We start from the raw sequence: 15,413 nt of genomic DNA, 5'->3' as shown, positions 1-15,413 counted from the left end.
TTTTTTATAAGTTAATTATATATTAAAATTCTATATTTCTGTATACTACTTTTCCGTCTTTTATTGTCATCTTTGGAATTATTAGTCTATTTCCCTCTAAGATGCCTCCATGTTTATCATTGAATGTTACATCTTTTTCTTTGATTTCCATAATACATATATCCGCGATTGTACCTTCTTTTAGCGTATCTATTTCTCCGCTTAGGTTCATTCTTTCTGCCGGATTTTTTATACATATTTTTGCTAATTCTTCTATACTCATACCGAGGTTTAAGTATATTGACATTGTATACGGAAGAGAAAATATAGGTCTTTCATAAACGTTGTATGTTACCAAATCCGTACCTATCAAATCCGGTTTTAAACCTTGCTTGAATGCCTTATTGATCATATCAAAGGAAAAGCTTCCTCTTCCGCTTGCTACATCGAATAAAACTCCTCTTTCCTTAGCTTTTATAGCTTCGTCTATTATTTTATCTTCGTCATCTAATATAGTAGGTTTTGTTTGCTGATACATATGAACCCAAATATCATCTTTTCTCAGCATATTAGCGGCTTCTTTTAATTCATCTAAATCTTTTATATGTACAGAAACCGGAATATTTAGCTCTTCTGCCAATTCTATTGTTTTTTCAAGAGGTTTTAACCCCATATCTTTTATGGAATCTCTGCAAAGTCTAATTTTAAGACCTAAGATAGTATCTCTATATTTTTCGGTATAGAATTTTATCATTTCTTTATTGAAAAATTTGGGGTCTATGTTTTCAAAATAATCTTCGGTAATGAGTCCGGAATTGGACACGTTTAAATAGCATTTTATGTTCATCATCGAATTCATAACAACGCTTTTATAGAATAAATTGAAATTTGACCATCCCGAAGACCCTTGGTCTATAGCGGATGTCACTCCGCTTGGAAGCATTATTACCTCCGCATTTAAATTAGTATCACCGCCTCCGTTATAAATATGAGTATGGTTTTCGATGAGTCCGGGCATTACGTAATGCCCGTCTGCATATATCTTTTGTTTATACTCTATTTTTCCATTATCTTTCGGAGGTGATACTATTTTATCACTAATAATATAAATGTTACCTTTTTGATTTTTATTATATAGCGGATCGATTAACGTTCCGTTTTCAATGATAATATCATATAGCATTTATCTTTCCTGACTTTCCTTTTGTCTTTTATGAGTAGCTCTTGCTTTTAAAAGCTGATTTTGAATATCTTTTTCAGCCTTTTCCCCTGCTCTGTCTAATAAAATAGGAGTTGCGTCAATAGTCTTTTTATCTAAAACGACTTTATTATCCAAAGTAACTGCAAAATCATAATCAAAATTAATGTTTTCCGCTTCCATACTATCGACAGCTATGACGTTGCTTTCTATAAAGAAATCTTCTCCTAAATTATAGATTCTTTCTTTTATGTTTTCAACATCATCCTTATTTCCATTTGATACCAGTAAAACTTCAATCATAATTTAACCTCTTAGCCTGCTAAGCCAAAAATTGATAGTATTGGTTTTATTAATAATAAGAATGCATGTTCAGGATTACCGCCTGCTATTAATGATGCACCTGTAGGTAAATCTACTCCTGCCCATGTTGCAAGTCCCGTAACGAGCGGACATATTGCATTGATAACATATATATGCAGTGCATAGAAAATGAGCATTGTAACAATGGTCCTAAATAAATTTCCTTTAGAGTATGCAGCCGCAGGAACGCAGAAATATGTAAGTCCTGTTAGTGAAACTATAGGTAAAAATCCATTTCCCGGAAGTAATACCGCTAAAAGAATTGCGAAAGGTATCATTATCGTAGATGCTGCTATAACTGTAGGATCTCCTATACCTAAAGCACAGTCCATACCAATTAGTAACGATCTTCCTTTAAGTCTCTTCTTAGTAAAATCAGAAGCAGCTCTTGAGATTGGAGCCAAACCTTCCATTAGAAGTGAAACCATTCTAGGTAGAAGTACCATAGCTGCCGCAATACCTACACCGGTATTAAGGATTTTATCAAGCGGAAGTCCGCCAAGTAAACTTAATATTATACCTATGAAGAACCCTAAGAACATAGGGTCGCTTATACCCTTTAATTTATTGATCTTTGCAGGATTTATATCAAAATCTTTAAGTCCGGGTATAAGGTCTATTACTTTATTTACTATAAATGAGCATATAGCGCTTGTCATTATGGCAAGTGTGGTACAGCTGGTGCCTTCAAGTCCGAAATATTCCTGCCAGGTTTTTGAATCCCAGTCGGCAAGAAGAAGAGTGATAATAGAGAATATAGCTGAAACTATGAGTCCTACAGCTATACTTCCTGAAATCAAATAGGCAATGCCTCCTGCTAAGATAAAGTGAAACATGTTCCAAATATCAATGTTTAATGTTTTTGTTAATTTTAATACAATCATTATTACGTTTATTAAAATAGCCAACGGAATAACGAGTGCTGCAATAGGGGTTGCCCACGCTGCTGCTCCTACTGTCGGAAATCCAACGTCGATTATATTAAAATTAATACCAACTTTTTCTGCAAGTGCGGTTGCCGCAGGTGATACTGCGTTACCGAGCAGTGATATAATCAAGTTGATACCCTGAAATCCGATACCAACGAGTAATCCCGATCTGAATGCTTTCAATGGTTTCATTCTGAATGCCAATCCCAATAATATTAAAAATAGCGGCATGATTACCATTGCTCCGAGTGAATCTGTAATATATTTTACAATAGTTAATAATGTATCCATAATATCCTCCTTATTAAAACTTATAAATTACAATATTTTTCCCTTTTTAATACGTATATTTTTTCCCTTTTATACAACTATTTTTTTATTTCTTTAACTGCTTCAACGAATTTATCGATAAATATATCTTCTCCTATTCCCGTAAGAAGAGATGTTCCCGATAATATTTTTACTTTTACATCATCATTGGAATACCTGCTGGTCACGACAACCAAATCAGCATCCGCCAGCATTCCCTCAAGTCCGCTCATTGATGTTTTCTTGAGATTGATATCTAGATTATAGTCTTCGGCGATATCTTTAAGACGCTGTTCTACGACTGTCGATGTTGCTATCCCGCTTCCGCATGCGACTACCACATTTACTGTCACAGTATAAACCTCCTTTCAATTTTTTATAAAATATATATAATGTATATATTTAACTGAATTATTTGGCTATCAGGATCCTTACTCCTTTTTCTTCAAATCGTCTCTTTAAGTCCGCTTCCATTTTATCTGTTATTATTATGTCTATTTTATCTACATCGCAGAGTTTCGCGAAAGATTTTTTCCCTATTTTAGAGCTGTCACATAGAACGATTACTTTATTTGCATTTTTTATCATTTGTTTTTTTACTGCTACCGAGTCCAAAAAGTTATAAGATAAACCTTCATTTAAATTTAAGCTGTCTACGGATAAAAAACATATATCGGCTAGTGTATGTTTGAATAGATCTTCCGCCATAGGTCCAAAAATGGCATATCCCGGAGTTTTTATATATCCTCCGCATATTACAACGCTCATACTTGGATATGTAGCAAGCTTATTTGCTATCCTTACATCATTTGTAACTACTACGATTTCTTTATCATTCAAGTATGAAGCTATTTCATTCGTTGTAGAACCGTTATCTATTATTACTATTTGCTTATCTTGTATCAGCTTCGCGGCAAGAGCTCCGATTTTTCTTTTTTCGTTTATTGCCGTCATGTTCTTTTTATAATAAGGTGTTTCGTTTAAAAATATATTTTCTGAGGGTATCGCTCCTCCATGATTTTTCTTAATCTTTCCTTTTTCTTCTAATTCAATCAAATCTTTTCGTACAGTTACTTTAGAAACATTAAACTTCTCGGAAAGCTCATTTACCGTTGCCTCTTTCTTTTCGTATATGTATTCTAATATTGCGTATTGTCTTTTATTCTTATACATAACTATTCAATCCTTTGTTTCTTTTCTCTTTACCTTAATTATAGCAAAAAGAAAAGAAAAGTAAATTAAATATGTTTGTTTTTGTTGTTTATTGCGTATTTATATTGCGTTTTATTTCCTTTGGTGTGAAAATCATATAATATTACTTTCCGTTAGAAAGAAATATTATATAGATATTTAATTGGATATAAGATATTTTAATATATAAGATACTTGATTATATAATCAGTTAAATATAATTATGTAAAAATTATATAATATAATTTTTTTAATGTCAAATATATTTAATATTTTGTAAATAGTTTTACAAAATATTGTCATAAATAAAAAGACAACATATATAAAAATATGTTGTCAACAATTATTTCAATTTCTAAACTAAATCAACTTTAACTTCATGTTTTTTTATAAAGCCATAATCATTTAAATCCTGAGCATTTTTATTAGTTATTATAATGTCAATATCATCGATATTAAGACCCGTTGCCATAGAGTGTTTCCCTATTTTGGTATAATCGCATAATACAATTACATTTTGGGAGTTTTTGGCTATTATTTTTTTTAATTTAGCTAAAGTTATATCAATGAACATAGCACCTTTTTCATCCGTAAGCCCCAGGCAACCTAAAAAAGCTTTATTAAAGTTTAATGTTTTAATTACATCCAGTGTGAAAAGTGATACCATACTTTCATTTTCATTTATGAAGTTTCCGCCAACCAATGTTATGTTGGCAAACATCATTTTAGATGTTATTTTGGCTACATTAGCACAACTTGTAATGATCTTTATATTTAAATTAGGCTTGTTTTCAAATAGTGATTTTGCAAATTCTACACATGTGCTGCCTCCCCCGATATAAATTATATCGTTATCTTCAACGTAATTTAAAGCTTTTTTTGCTATCCTTGATTTTAATTCTAAATTTTCACATTCTCTTTTTGAATATTGAGAGAAATCTTCGTTGCTGAAGACAATTCCTCCATAGGAAATGGTTATATTTTGTGATTCTTCAAGTGTTTTTAAATCCCTTCTTATTGTTAAATGAGAAACATTTAGCATTTCACCCAGTTCGTTTATGGTTATATGCTTATTTTCTTTTAAAATATCCATTATTTTGCGTTGTCTTTCTTCGACTTTATTCATTTTAACTCTCCAAATTTTTTAATTTGCTAATATTATTATACATAAATTATAATAAAATGAAAAATATTTTTCAATATTTAAACAGTATATTGTATTTATTATAATTGATAAATATATTGATTTACATTTTTTATTCTAATAGTTATATCTTTCTTTTCGTTGCTATAGTCTTATTTTCATATTAAACGGTTTTATTAGAAATATTTTAAAAATTATGAAAACATTATTAAAACATTATTAAAAGATAAACATGTGATATTATAATTTATTTTATATGAGAAGGTTTTTGAAATTTTATTATATTAAAAAATAAGTACAAGAAAATATGTTTTGAGTTTTGAAGTAAGATACTAAAATGTGTATAGCTGTAATTATTAATATGATATCCTAATTAGTTTAAAATCGAAGAATAATTTAATATATGTATTTTAAGATTTATAGAGATTTATTTTAGGAGCATACATTATATTAAGATATTTAATATGTGAATTAGAATTCGGAAATAAAAAATTACCGGTAGAGGAATATTACCCGGGAAAAGTACAATACTCCGTGATATATTATCAATATACAAAAAATAAAAATAATTTTATATTTTATAAGTAAAATGGTTATAAACTATATGTTTGATAATTTATTAAATTTTAATAAAGAAATAAGAAATTAAATATTTTTGTAACAAGTAATTTAACTAGAGAGAAAAAAAGGTAAGTAGGTAAAAAGGAGAAGTATTCCTCTTTTTATTTGTTTTTATAATATTATGTTGATAAGTAAAGCAGAAAAGTTATATAATCTACAATAAATACATAATAAGGAGCATAATAATGGATAAAAATAAAGACATACTTTTAATAAATGACTTGCCGGGGGTAGGTAAAGTTGCGTTATCGGCTATGATGCCTATAGTATCTTCAATGGGATTTAGAGTTCACAATCTGCCTACCGCAATAGTTTCAAATACTCTTGACTATGGACTATTTGAAATACTTGATATGAGCGAGTATATGAGAAAGACTATAGATATCTGGAACGAACTTGGATTTAAATTTGATGCTATCTGTACCGGCTTCATAAATTCCGACGAACAGGTTGGACTTATCGAAAAGATAATTGAAGATAATAAAGAGAATGATCCACTTATTATGGTCGATCCGATTATGGGGGACGACGGTAATTTATATATGGGATTAAGTAAGAATGTAGTTAAGAATATGAGAGAAATGTGTGCCCTTGCAGATATCGTTACTCCTAATTTTACCGAAGCTTCTTTTATACTTTATGATGAAATGAAAAAGGATGAACTTGATAGTGATGAAATAAAAGAATACATTGATGAATTCAGAAAACTGGGTTCAAAATCAGTAGTGATAACAAGTGTTAAAAGTAAAGATAGCAGTAATTATTCAATAGAAGGTTATTCACATTTTGAGGATGAATATTTTTCTGTGCCTTATGATTATATAAACGTAAGGTTCCCGGGTACCGGAGATGTTTTTTCGGGTGTCATGGTAGGAAAAGTCTTGGAAGGCAAAACTCTTAAAGAAGCTTGCAAAATAGCTTCGGATTTTGTCAGGAAAGCTATGGAGAGAGATGAAAAAATAGTTGTTGACAAGAGAAAAGGAATGAACATAGAAGATAATCTTCAGTTTTTAAAATAGGAGAATGAAATGAGAAGAAAAGACAGAGAGATGAATGAAGATTTTGCCTTTAGTGTTCTGGATAAGGCTCCTTTTGTTACTTTATCCATGGTAAACGAAGATAAACCTTATTCCGTGCCAGTTTCAATAGCAAGAGATAATGATATTTTATATTTTCATTGTGCTTTGGAAGGGACTAAGATAGATATTTTAAATAAGAATAATAATGTAACACTAACTGCGGTAAGTAAATGTAAGCCAAGACCTATTGATTTTACTTTAGAATATGAAAGTGCTGTAGTAAATGGAAAAGCATTTAGTGTAACTGATGAAAAAGAGAAGATTTATGCTCTTAAATTGATATGTGAGAAATATGCATTATCTAATATGGATAACTTCGAAAATGCAATTAACAGAAGCTTACATAGAACTAATATCATAAAGATAGAAATTGATGATATATATGGAAAGAGAAAAAAATATGGCTCTGATGGAAAAGAGCTGAAATACTGTAAAGAAAAATAAAGGACTAACATATGTTAGCCCTTTATTTTATAGTGTTCCGAAAATCCTGTCTCCCGCATCTCCGAGTCCGGGTACTATATATCCATTTTCGTTCAAATGATCGTCTAATGTACCCATATAAATATCTATATCGGGGTGTGCTTCCTTAAGTTTGTTTACCCCTTCAGGAGCAGCTATTACACATATGAATGTTATGTTTTTTATTCCTTTTTCTTTTATTTTATCTATTGCGTCAACTGCTGAGCCTCCGGTAGCCAGCATAGGATCCACCACAAATGTCTGCATGGTTTCGTAATTCCCCGGCATTTTAAAATAATATTCTCTGGGTTTTAATGTTTCTTCATTTCTTTCCAGCCCTATATGTCCTACCCTTGCATTCGGTAAAAGTTCCAGCATTCCTTCCAGCATTCCAAGCCCTGCTCTTAAAATCGGAACTATGGTTATATCTTCATTAATAAGTTTTTCGCATTGTGCCGTGCATAGTGGTGTTTCAACCTCAATATTTTGTGTCTTTAAATTTCTTGTTGCTTCATAGCCAATCAATACGGAAAGCTGTTTTATGGAATCTCTGAATGTTTTTGTATCGGTTTGTTTGTTTCTTATTTTACTTAAATAGTCCTTTATTATAGGATGTTCTGCAATTACTACTTTTGACATATTATTACCTCATCGTTATTCTGTTATTTATTTTATAATAAAGTAAAGTATAAATCAATTACAGTATCATAATTATTTAGAAATATTACATAATTTGACTAAATGTGTACTATGTTATATAATTAAAAGTATTAATAAATAAATTTTTATAAAATTATAATTCAATATTCATACTAATTTAAGTTTCATTTAATAATAAAGTAGGATAATTATAATATATATGTAGAAAAATAAAATTTTATGGAAAGGGAGTATTTAAATGATTAAATTTGAAGATGTCTCCAAGTCGTACAAGAAAAAATCGGTACTCAAGGACGTCTCATTTGAAATCGAAGATGGTGAATTTGTTTGTTTATTAGGTCTTAGCGGCTGCGGAAAAACCACTATCCTAAAGATGATAAATAAACTCATAACCCCCACAAAGGGTAAAATAAGCATTAACGATGAGGATATAAGTAAAATCAATGATATCGAACTGAGAAGAAAAATCGGCTATGTAATACAGCAGACCGGATTATTCCCTCATATGACGGTTAGAGAAAATATAGAGCTTATACCAAAACTTCAAAAGAAAGATAAAGAAAAAATAAAAGAGAAGACTTATGAACTTTTGGATATGATAGGTCTTGAAGCAGATGAATATCTCGATTTATATCCTACACAGATGAGCGGCGGTCAGCAGCAGAGAATAGGAGTTGCAAGAGCTTTTGCAAACGATCCTGATATCATACTTATGGATGAACCATTCAGTGCACTTGACCCCATTACGAGAAACAACCTACAGGATGAGCTTTTGGAAATCCAGTCAAGGGTCAAGAAAACCATTGTTTTTGTAACTCATGATATTTCCGAAGCAATAAAACTAGCGGATAGGATATGTCTTATTAATGAAGGAAGGATACAGCAGTATGCTTCCCCCGAAGATATATTGAAACATCCGGCAAATGACTTTGTTCAGAATTTTATAGGCAAGAAAAGGATATGGGAATCTCCCGAACTTATAAGAGCAGAAGATATTATGCTTGATAATCCCGTTACATGCTATGATAATCTGAAATGCTTTAAAGCCGGTGCAATAATGGGAGATAAAAAAATTGACAGCATTATAGTTATAAACAAGAAAAGAAAATTTTTGGGTCTTTTAGATGCCAGACGTGCATTAAAGGAACGTAACAAAGACTTGACCGTAGGAGAAGTATTAAACAGACACAAAGAAAAATATCATACCAACTTTATATATGTTTCTCCGGAAGATTCCATAATAGATGTGCTTAATAAGACCGATGAGACAAATATATATACTATTCCTGTGGTTGACAAGGATAATAAATTAGTGGGACTTATTACTAAGAGTATCTTATTTACAGCACTTAAACAAAAATATGATGAAAGCGAGGATGAAGAATAATGAGTGGATTTATAGATTATTTTTCGGCTAACGCTTCTACCATATTAGATTTATTTATAAAACATATCGAGCTTACATTTATTGCAATTATAGCTTCGATAATAATAGGTGTTCCTTTAGGTATTTTGATTTCCTACGTAAAACCTGCCAAAAAACCTATAATGGCTCTTACTAATATAATCCAGGCTATTCCTTCAATGGCACTGCTCGGATTTTTGATACCATTTGTAGGTATAGGAACAAAGCCTGCGATTATAATGGTTATATTGTATTCGCTTCTTCCAATAGTAAAGAATACTTATGCGGGTCTATCGAATGTAAATCCTGATACACTTGAAGCTGCCAAAGGAATAGGGCTTACCAAACTCCAAATACTTTATAAAGTCCAGCTTCCACTTGCTCTTCCGGTAATCCTTGCCGGAGTAAGGATAAGTGCTGTCAGTGCTGTAGGGCTTATGACTCTTGCCGCATTTATAGGTGCCAGCGGTCTTGGTTATTTGGTTTATGCGGGGATTAGGACAGTTAATAACAATCAAATATTATCCGGAGCCATACCGGCCTGTTTCTTAGCGTTATTTATTGATTATATTTTTGGTATATTTGAAAATAAATTGATACCTAAAAATATGAAACTTTCAAATCCTACAAGTAAATTCAAAAGGAATTTTGATAATGTAATTATAATACTTACTTGTATAGCATTAATCTTTGGAAGTGTATATAATTTTAAACAAAGTTCCGGCGGGAAAACTATTAATTTAGGTTCCATGGACTTTACCGAACAGGAAGTTCTTTCATACATGACAAAAGAGCTTATAGAAGAAAATACAGATATCAATGTTAAACAATCATTATCATTAGGTGCCAGCGGTATCGTACTCGATGCAATGAAATCCGGTGATATAGATATGTATATCGATTATACCGGGACTTTATACGGAAGTGTATTGGCGCATGAAAATATAAATGACATGAAGAAAGTTCTTGATACATGTAAAAAAGAAATGAAATCGAAGTATAATTTAAATGTTTATGATAGTTTAAACTTTAATAATACTTATACATTAGCGGTAAGAAAAGATACAGCTAAGAAATATAATTTGAAGAAATTCAGCGATCTTGAAAGAGTTGCAGATAAACTTACTTTATCGCCGACTTTGACATTTATGGAAAGGAAGGACTGTTATAAATCACTTCAAAAGACTTATGGAATGAACTTTAAGGAAGTTGTACCTATAGACGGTTCTCCTAGATATACAGCTCTTAAAAATAAGAACTGTGATGTAATTGACGCTTATTCTACTGACGGACTTTTGAAGAAGTATGACCTTGTTGTCCTTGAAGATGATAAGGGAGCCTTCCCTAGATACGAAGCTGTTCCCGTAGTTAGTGACGAAGTCAATGAAGAATGCCCTGAAGTAAAAGGGCTAATGGAAAAATTGTCAAAATATCTAAATGAAGATGTAATGATAGACCTTAATTATCAAGTTGATGTAGAGGGTAAAAAAGCTAAAGATGTTGCTCATGATTTCTTATTATCAAAGGGACTTATAAAATAGGTTATAGAAAATGAAATAAAAATCTCATAGAAATTTCTATGAGATTTTTTTATTATAAGAATTTATATAAGTTTAGTCCGGTTTCCTCGTCATACTCTCTTTCTACTTTTCCTTCTATATTAAGGAGTGTAATTTCACTGGTAGCAGAGATAAAACATTCATTTAAGTGACCTCCGAAAATTTGCATATCTTTATTGCAAAGATTTATATGTACATGCAGATATACTTCATCATCAAAAGTGGATATATTACCCACCAGAGAAGTTATTTCCATTGGCTCTTCCATAGTCGTTTGATGATATAATTTATTTTCTGTATCGTATAGACCTATCGTTGCTTTATTTGCTGCGCCAAGCCCCACGAAGCTTCCCAGCTTGATATTTTCTTTCCTGCATAAATCCGTTATGCTTGATATTACTTCATCTCCTTTATTGAGTCTGATTATATATTTCTCTTTAAATTTTCTAAATTCCATTTTTATCTCTCCCCTCAAGGAATTATTTAATGTTAATATAATTATACTTCTTCTAAAATAAAAGAACAAGCAAGTAAATAATTCTTAATGTATATTTAATGAAATATAAATAAAAATCTAACAATTAATTTAATTCATTATTATGTTTTCTTTGACTGAATATAAAAAAGAGTATATAATTGAATTAATAAATATTCATTTAGGGGGTACGTTATGAGTTACATATTAGGTTTTTTTGATATCCTGTCAAACCTTGGAGCAAGTGTTATGATGCCTATAATTATTTTTGTCATCGCTCTTTGCCTTGGTACGGGATTTGGGAAAGCACTTAAGGCAGGTCTTACAATGGGAGTTGCGTTTATAGGTATCAATCTTGTAATCAATTTGCTTGGAAATACTATCGGTCCGGCTGCACAGCAAATGGTAGAAAATCTTAATTTAAATTTAAATATCCTTGATGTAGGCTGGCCTACCGCAGCACAGATTGCATTTTCAACAAAAGTAGGAGCAATAATCATTCCTGTTTGTCTTCTTGTAAATGTCGTCATGTTGATATTTAATCTTACACAAACCGCGGATATCGATATTTGGAATTTCTGGCAGTTGGCATTCACCGGTTCTCTTGTTGCTATAGTTACTTCTTCTGTAACATTAGGACTACTTGCCGCTGTTTGTGAATTCGTAATAGCTTTGGTGCTTGCGGACTTAACGGCGGATAAAATTGCTAAAGTTACAAAAATGGACGGGATAAGTTTCCCTCATACTATGACTGTAGTTTTGGCTTCTATTTCATTCGTAGTAGATAAGATAATCGATAAGATACCTGGACTTAACAAAATAGATATAAATGCTAAAAAAATGGAAGAAAAACTCGGCGTCTTAGGCGATCCGCTTATTATAGGATTTGTTATAGGTCTAGTTATAGGTATACTTGCATATGGTATAAAAGCTTATGATAAGTACCTTTTAATTGCTATTACTTTAGGAGCTACACTCGTTCTTATTCCCGCAATGGCAAAATACTTCGGAGAATCTCTTACTCCTATTTCCGAAAGAGCTCAGGTAATTGTAAATAAGAAGTTTAAAAACAGAGGTAAAATATATATAGGAATGGACGCTGCCGTTGCTCTCGGTAATTCAACAACGATAGCTACCGCACTAATCCTTACACCTATCATAATACTTCTTGCTTTGATAGTTCCTCACAATCAGTTCCTTCCTTTTGCGGACCTCGGTTCTGCACCGTACATAATGGCTTTGATTGTACCTATGTGTAACGAAAATGCATTCAGAAGTTTACTAATAGCTATATCTATGATGGCTATAGGTGTGCTTTTATCTACTGCCATCGCTCCTGTGTTTACTCAGGCTGCACTAAGTGCTTCTTATCAGCTTCCCGAAGGTTTTAGTTTAGTAAGCTGTATTTCAAACGCATCGACGCCTTTAAATTATATACTGGTTAAAGTGTCAGAAATATTTAGATCTTACGGTGCTGCCATATTCTTTGCGGTAACAAGTTTAGTATGTGCAGTAGCAAATGGTATCAGGATAAGAAAACAAGTTAAACAATCAAAAGAAATAAGCGAAAATTAAACAAAATCAAAAAATTAAAGTAAAATACCAAGATTATCCCGTCTTGGTATTTTTTATTTGTGGAAATATTTATAAATTTGTGAAAAAAATTTTATTTTTATGAAATTGTTTGTTATAATAGTTAGGCATATGTTAAACAAAGGAGATCGAAAATGAAGGAACAAGAAAATTTTAAACCTTTTGTCCCTGCCGAAAAAACATTGCCAGAGTTTACAGCAACATCTATTATATTAGGTATCATCATTGCTGTATTGTTCGGTGGGGCTAATGCCTACTTGGGACTTAGAGTAGGTATGACAGTATCCGCTTCCATTCCGGCGGCGGTTATCTCAATGGGGATTATCAGAGTAATCCTTAAAAGAGATTCAGTGCTTGAAAATAATATGGTACAGACCATTGGTTCTGCGGGAGAGTCCGTAGCAGCCGGTGCTATCTTTACCCTTCCTGCACTTTTCTTATGGGCAAATGAATGGAAAACAGCATTCCCTTCTTTACTTGAAATCGCAATTATTGCCGCAATAGGCGGATGTCTTGGTGTACTTTTTATGGTACCGCTAAGAAAAGCATTGATTGTTAAAGAACATGGGACTCTTCCTTATCCCGAAGGACAAGCTTGTGCGGAAGTACTTCTTGCGGGAGAGGAAGGCGGAGCAAAAGCCGGTCTTGTATTTAAAGGACTTGGTATAGCCGCTGTTTATAAATTTATAGCAGACGGACTTAAACTGTTCCCAAGTGAAGTCCATTATGAAATCCCGGCATATCCCGGAGCCGGAGCCGGTGCGGATGTACTTCCCGCTTTGCTTGGTGTGGGTTATATCTGCGGAACTAAGATTTCATCTTACTTATTTGCAGGCGGTGTTCTCGGATGGTTCGTATTAATGCCGATGATCGTACTTTTCGGAAGTAACATAGTACTATTCCCTTCTACTACTCAAACTATAGGTCAGATATATGCTGAAATGGGTTCAATGGGGATTTGGTCAAACTATATCAAATATATAGGTGCCGGGGCAGTTGCCGCAGGCGGATTTATAAGTTTGATAAAATCTTTACCTCTTATAGTTACTACATTTAAAGATGCTATAAAAGATTTTGGTAAAACATCAAGTGATAATGATACTGCAAGAACTGACAGAGATTTACCTATGTCTGTGATCCTTGTTGGTATTTTGGCGTTTGCTTTGATATTGTGGTTGATACCAATAGTTCCTGTTAATTTATTCTCTGCATTAATGATAGTAGTGTTCGGATTTTTCTTCGCAACAGTATCATCGCGTATGGTCGGACTTATAGGAAGCAGTAACAATCCTGTATCGGGTATGACAATAGCGACAGTATTAATTGCAAGTATTTTATTAAAACTTACCGGTCAAACAGGCAGAGAAGGTATGGTAGCAGCCATTGCAATCGGTGCTGTTATATGTATCATAGCTGCTATAGCCGGTGATACATCTCAGGATTTAAAGACAGGTTATATTGTGGGAGCTACACCTAAACGTCAGCAAATCGGTGAACTTATCGGTGTTGTTGCGTCTGCTGTTGCAATCGGAGCAATCCTTTACTTATTGAATGCTGCTTGGGGATATGGCTCGACTCAGCTTCCTGCTGCACAAGCCACTCTTATGAAAATGATCGTAGAAGGCGTTATGGGAGGAAATCTTCCATGGAACCTGATATTTGTCGGAGTATTTATAGGTATTGTAGTTGAAATACTTGGCATTCCCGTTCTTCCGTTTGCAGTAGGGCTATACTTACCTATACATTTAAGTGTACCTATGATGATCGGCGGAGCCATTCGTTGGATTATTGAAAAGAAAAAGGACATGGACGAAGCTAAAAAGAAAGCTGTTGTTGAAGACGGAGTATTATTCTCATCCGGTTTGATTGCAGGCGAAGGTCTGATAGGTATTCTTCTTGCGGTATTTGCCATAATCCCAATGAAAGGCGGAAGTTCCAATCTCGGTGAAATATTAGGAAACTTCGGTTCTCAAACGTTCTTAAATTCTAATTTAGGAGGTATAGTATTCTTCCTTATCTTGATTGCTATATTCTTTAAATTAACATTATTTAAGAAGGCTAAGAGTAATGAAGAATAAAAATAGCGAAAATTATTTGGACTATATTCCGATTTGTGCTCCCGACCATGAATTTACGGTTCGTAAAGACGGTATCGTTGTAATTCATCAGGAGCATAAAGGATTTTACAGTAAAATCGCACAAAAGATTTATAAACGTCCGAAGGTAAGTAATATCGATTTGGATGAATTCGGAAGCTTTGTATGGAAACAAATGGACGGACAAAGAACTATTTATGAAATAAGTTTACTTGTTAAAGAAAAGTTTGGAGAAGATGCTGAACCGTTGATTCCAAGGCTTACGGAATTTTTTAGGATATTATTTAAAAATCAATTTATCGGATACGTTAAGGAAAAGAAATAATAAATTATTTTTTGATTTAGAGAAC

At 32.5% G+C, this 15,413-nt stretch carries 15 protein-coding genes; 7 read left to right on the top strand and 8 right to left on the bottom strand.

Translation table 11 applies throughout. The annotated features are described in order from the left end of the window. Nucleotides 1–22: 22 nt before the first annotated feature. The 6 genes from Q0516_RS07630 to Q0516_RS07605 form a co-directional block, all read right to left on the bottom strand. Entirely contained in the window at nt 23–1,162 is a 1,140-nt protein-coding gene (locus Q0516_RS07630; RefSeq protein ID WP_294467148.1) for a hypothetical protein, read from the bottom strand. Beyond that, the gene (locus Q0516_RS07625) at nt 1,163–1,480 is read right to left on the bottom strand and encodes a hypothetical protein (protein WP_294467144.1); all 318 of its coding nucleotides are present in this window, start codon (nt 1,478–1,480) and stop codon (nt 1,163–1,165) included. Nucleotides 1,481–1,491: 11 nt separating this feature from the next. Beyond that, nucleotides 1,492–2,760, bottom strand: a complete 1,269-nt coding sequence (locus tag Q0516_RS07620; RefSeq protein ID WP_294467141.1) for a PTS transporter subunit IIC — start codon at nt 2,758–2,760, stop codon at nt 1,492–1,494. Between the two features lie 77 nt (nt 2,761–2,837). Next, complete coding sequence (locus tag Q0516_RS07615; protein WP_294467138.1) at nt 2,838–3,131, bottom strand: PTS galactitol transporter subunit IIB; 294 nt, start codon at nt 3,129–3,131, stop codon at nt 2,838–2,840. Between the two features lie 58 nt (nt 3,132–3,189). Then, nucleotides 3,190–3,951, bottom strand: coding sequence for a DeoR/GlpR family DNA-binding transcription regulator (locus tag Q0516_RS07610; protein WP_257480194.1), 762 nt, complete (start codon nt 3,949–3,951; stop codon nt 3,190–3,192). 373 nt (nt 3,952–4,324) lie between these two features. Further along, nucleotides 4,325–5,095: a DeoR/GlpR family DNA-binding transcription regulator gene (locus tag Q0516_RS07605; RefSeq protein WP_294467134.1), complete on the bottom strand. Its 771-nt coding sequence runs from the start codon at nt 5,093–5,095 to the stop codon at nt 4,325–4,327. 824 nt (nt 5,096–5,919) lie between these two features. Here Q0516_RS07605 and Q0516_RS07600 point away from each other — a divergent pair. Continuing rightward, a complete protein-coding gene (locus Q0516_RS07600; RefSeq protein ID WP_294467132.1) occupies nt 5,920–6,753 on the top strand; it encodes a pyridoxamine kinase in 834 nt (277 codons plus the stop codon). A 9-nt stretch (nt 6,754–6,762) separates the two neighbouring features. Then, nucleotides 6,763–7,257 (top strand): pyridoxamine 5'-phosphate oxidase family protein, encoded by a 495-nt coding sequence (locus Q0516_RS07595; protein ID WP_294467129.1) that lies wholly within the window; start codon nt 6,763–6,765, stop codon nt 7,255–7,257. 27 nt (nt 7,258–7,284) lie between these two features. Here Q0516_RS07595 and upp read toward each other — a convergent pair whose 3' ends face one another. Next, nucleotides 7,285–7,914 (bottom strand): uracil phosphoribosyltransferase, encoded by a 630-nt coding sequence (upp, locus tag Q0516_RS07590; RefSeq protein WP_294467128.1) that lies wholly within the window; start codon nt 7,912–7,914, stop codon nt 7,285–7,287. A 259-nt stretch (nt 7,915–8,173) separates the two neighbouring features. Between upp and Q0516_RS07585 the strand changes: the two genes are divergently transcribed. After that, nucleotides 8,174–9,322, top strand: a complete 1,149-nt coding sequence (locus Q0516_RS07585) for an ABC transporter ATP-binding protein (RefSeq protein WP_257480198.1) — start codon at nt 8,174–8,176, stop codon at nt 9,320–9,322. Next, nucleotides 9,322–10,881, top strand: a complete 1,560-nt coding sequence (locus Q0516_RS07580; RefSeq protein ID WP_257480199.1) for a glycine betaine ABC transporter substrate-binding protein — start codon at nt 9,322–9,324, stop codon at nt 10,879–10,881. Before Q0516_RS07585 ends, Q0516_RS07580 begins: the two co-directional genes overlap by 1 nt. 52 nt (nt 10,882–10,933) lie before the next feature. Here the strand turns inward: Q0516_RS07580 and Q0516_RS07575 are convergent, their stop codons facing one another. Beyond that, on the bottom strand, nt 10,934–11,356 hold the full coding sequence (locus tag Q0516_RS07575; RefSeq protein ID WP_257480200.1) for a PPC domain-containing DNA-binding protein: 423 nt from the start codon (nt 11,354–11,356) through the stop codon (nt 10,934–10,936). Between the two features lie 213 nt (nt 11,357–11,569). On the opposite strand from Q0516_RS07575, the gene Q0516_RS07570 reads away from it, so the two are divergent. The 3 genes from Q0516_RS07570 to Q0516_RS07560 all read left to right on the top strand — a co-directional run bounded on the left by Q0516_RS07570 (nt 11,570) and on the right by Q0516_RS07560 (nt 15,388). Continuing rightward, the gene (locus Q0516_RS07570; protein ID WP_257480201.1) at nt 11,570–12,949 is read left to right on the top strand and encodes a PTS transporter subunit IIC; all 1,380 of its coding nucleotides are present in this window, start codon (nt 11,570–11,572) and stop codon (nt 12,947–12,949) included. 152 nt (nt 12,950–13,101) lie between these two features. Beyond that, nucleotides 13,102–15,045: an OPT family oligopeptide transporter gene (locus Q0516_RS07565; RefSeq protein WP_257480202.1), complete on the top strand. Its 1,944-nt coding sequence runs from the start codon at nt 13,102–13,104 to the stop codon at nt 15,043–15,045. After that, nucleotides 15,035–15,388 carry a PqqD family protein gene (locus Q0516_RS07560; RefSeq protein ID WP_257480203.1) on the top strand — a complete coding sequence of 118 codons (354 nt, stop codon included), beginning with the start codon at nt 15,035–15,037 and terminating at the stop codon, nt 15,386–15,388. Before Q0516_RS07565 ends, Q0516_RS07560 begins: the two co-directional genes overlap by 11 nt. Nucleotides 15,389–15,413: the final 25 nt, after the last annotated feature.

The sequence above is a fragment of the uncultured Anaerofustis sp. genome, assembly GCF_938029165.1.
GTDB lineage: Bacteria > Bacillota > Clostridia > Eubacteriales > Anaerofustaceae > Anaerofustis.
Note: the sequence above shows the minus strand (reverse complement) of the source record. Positions and strands in the feature narration are given on the sequence as shown.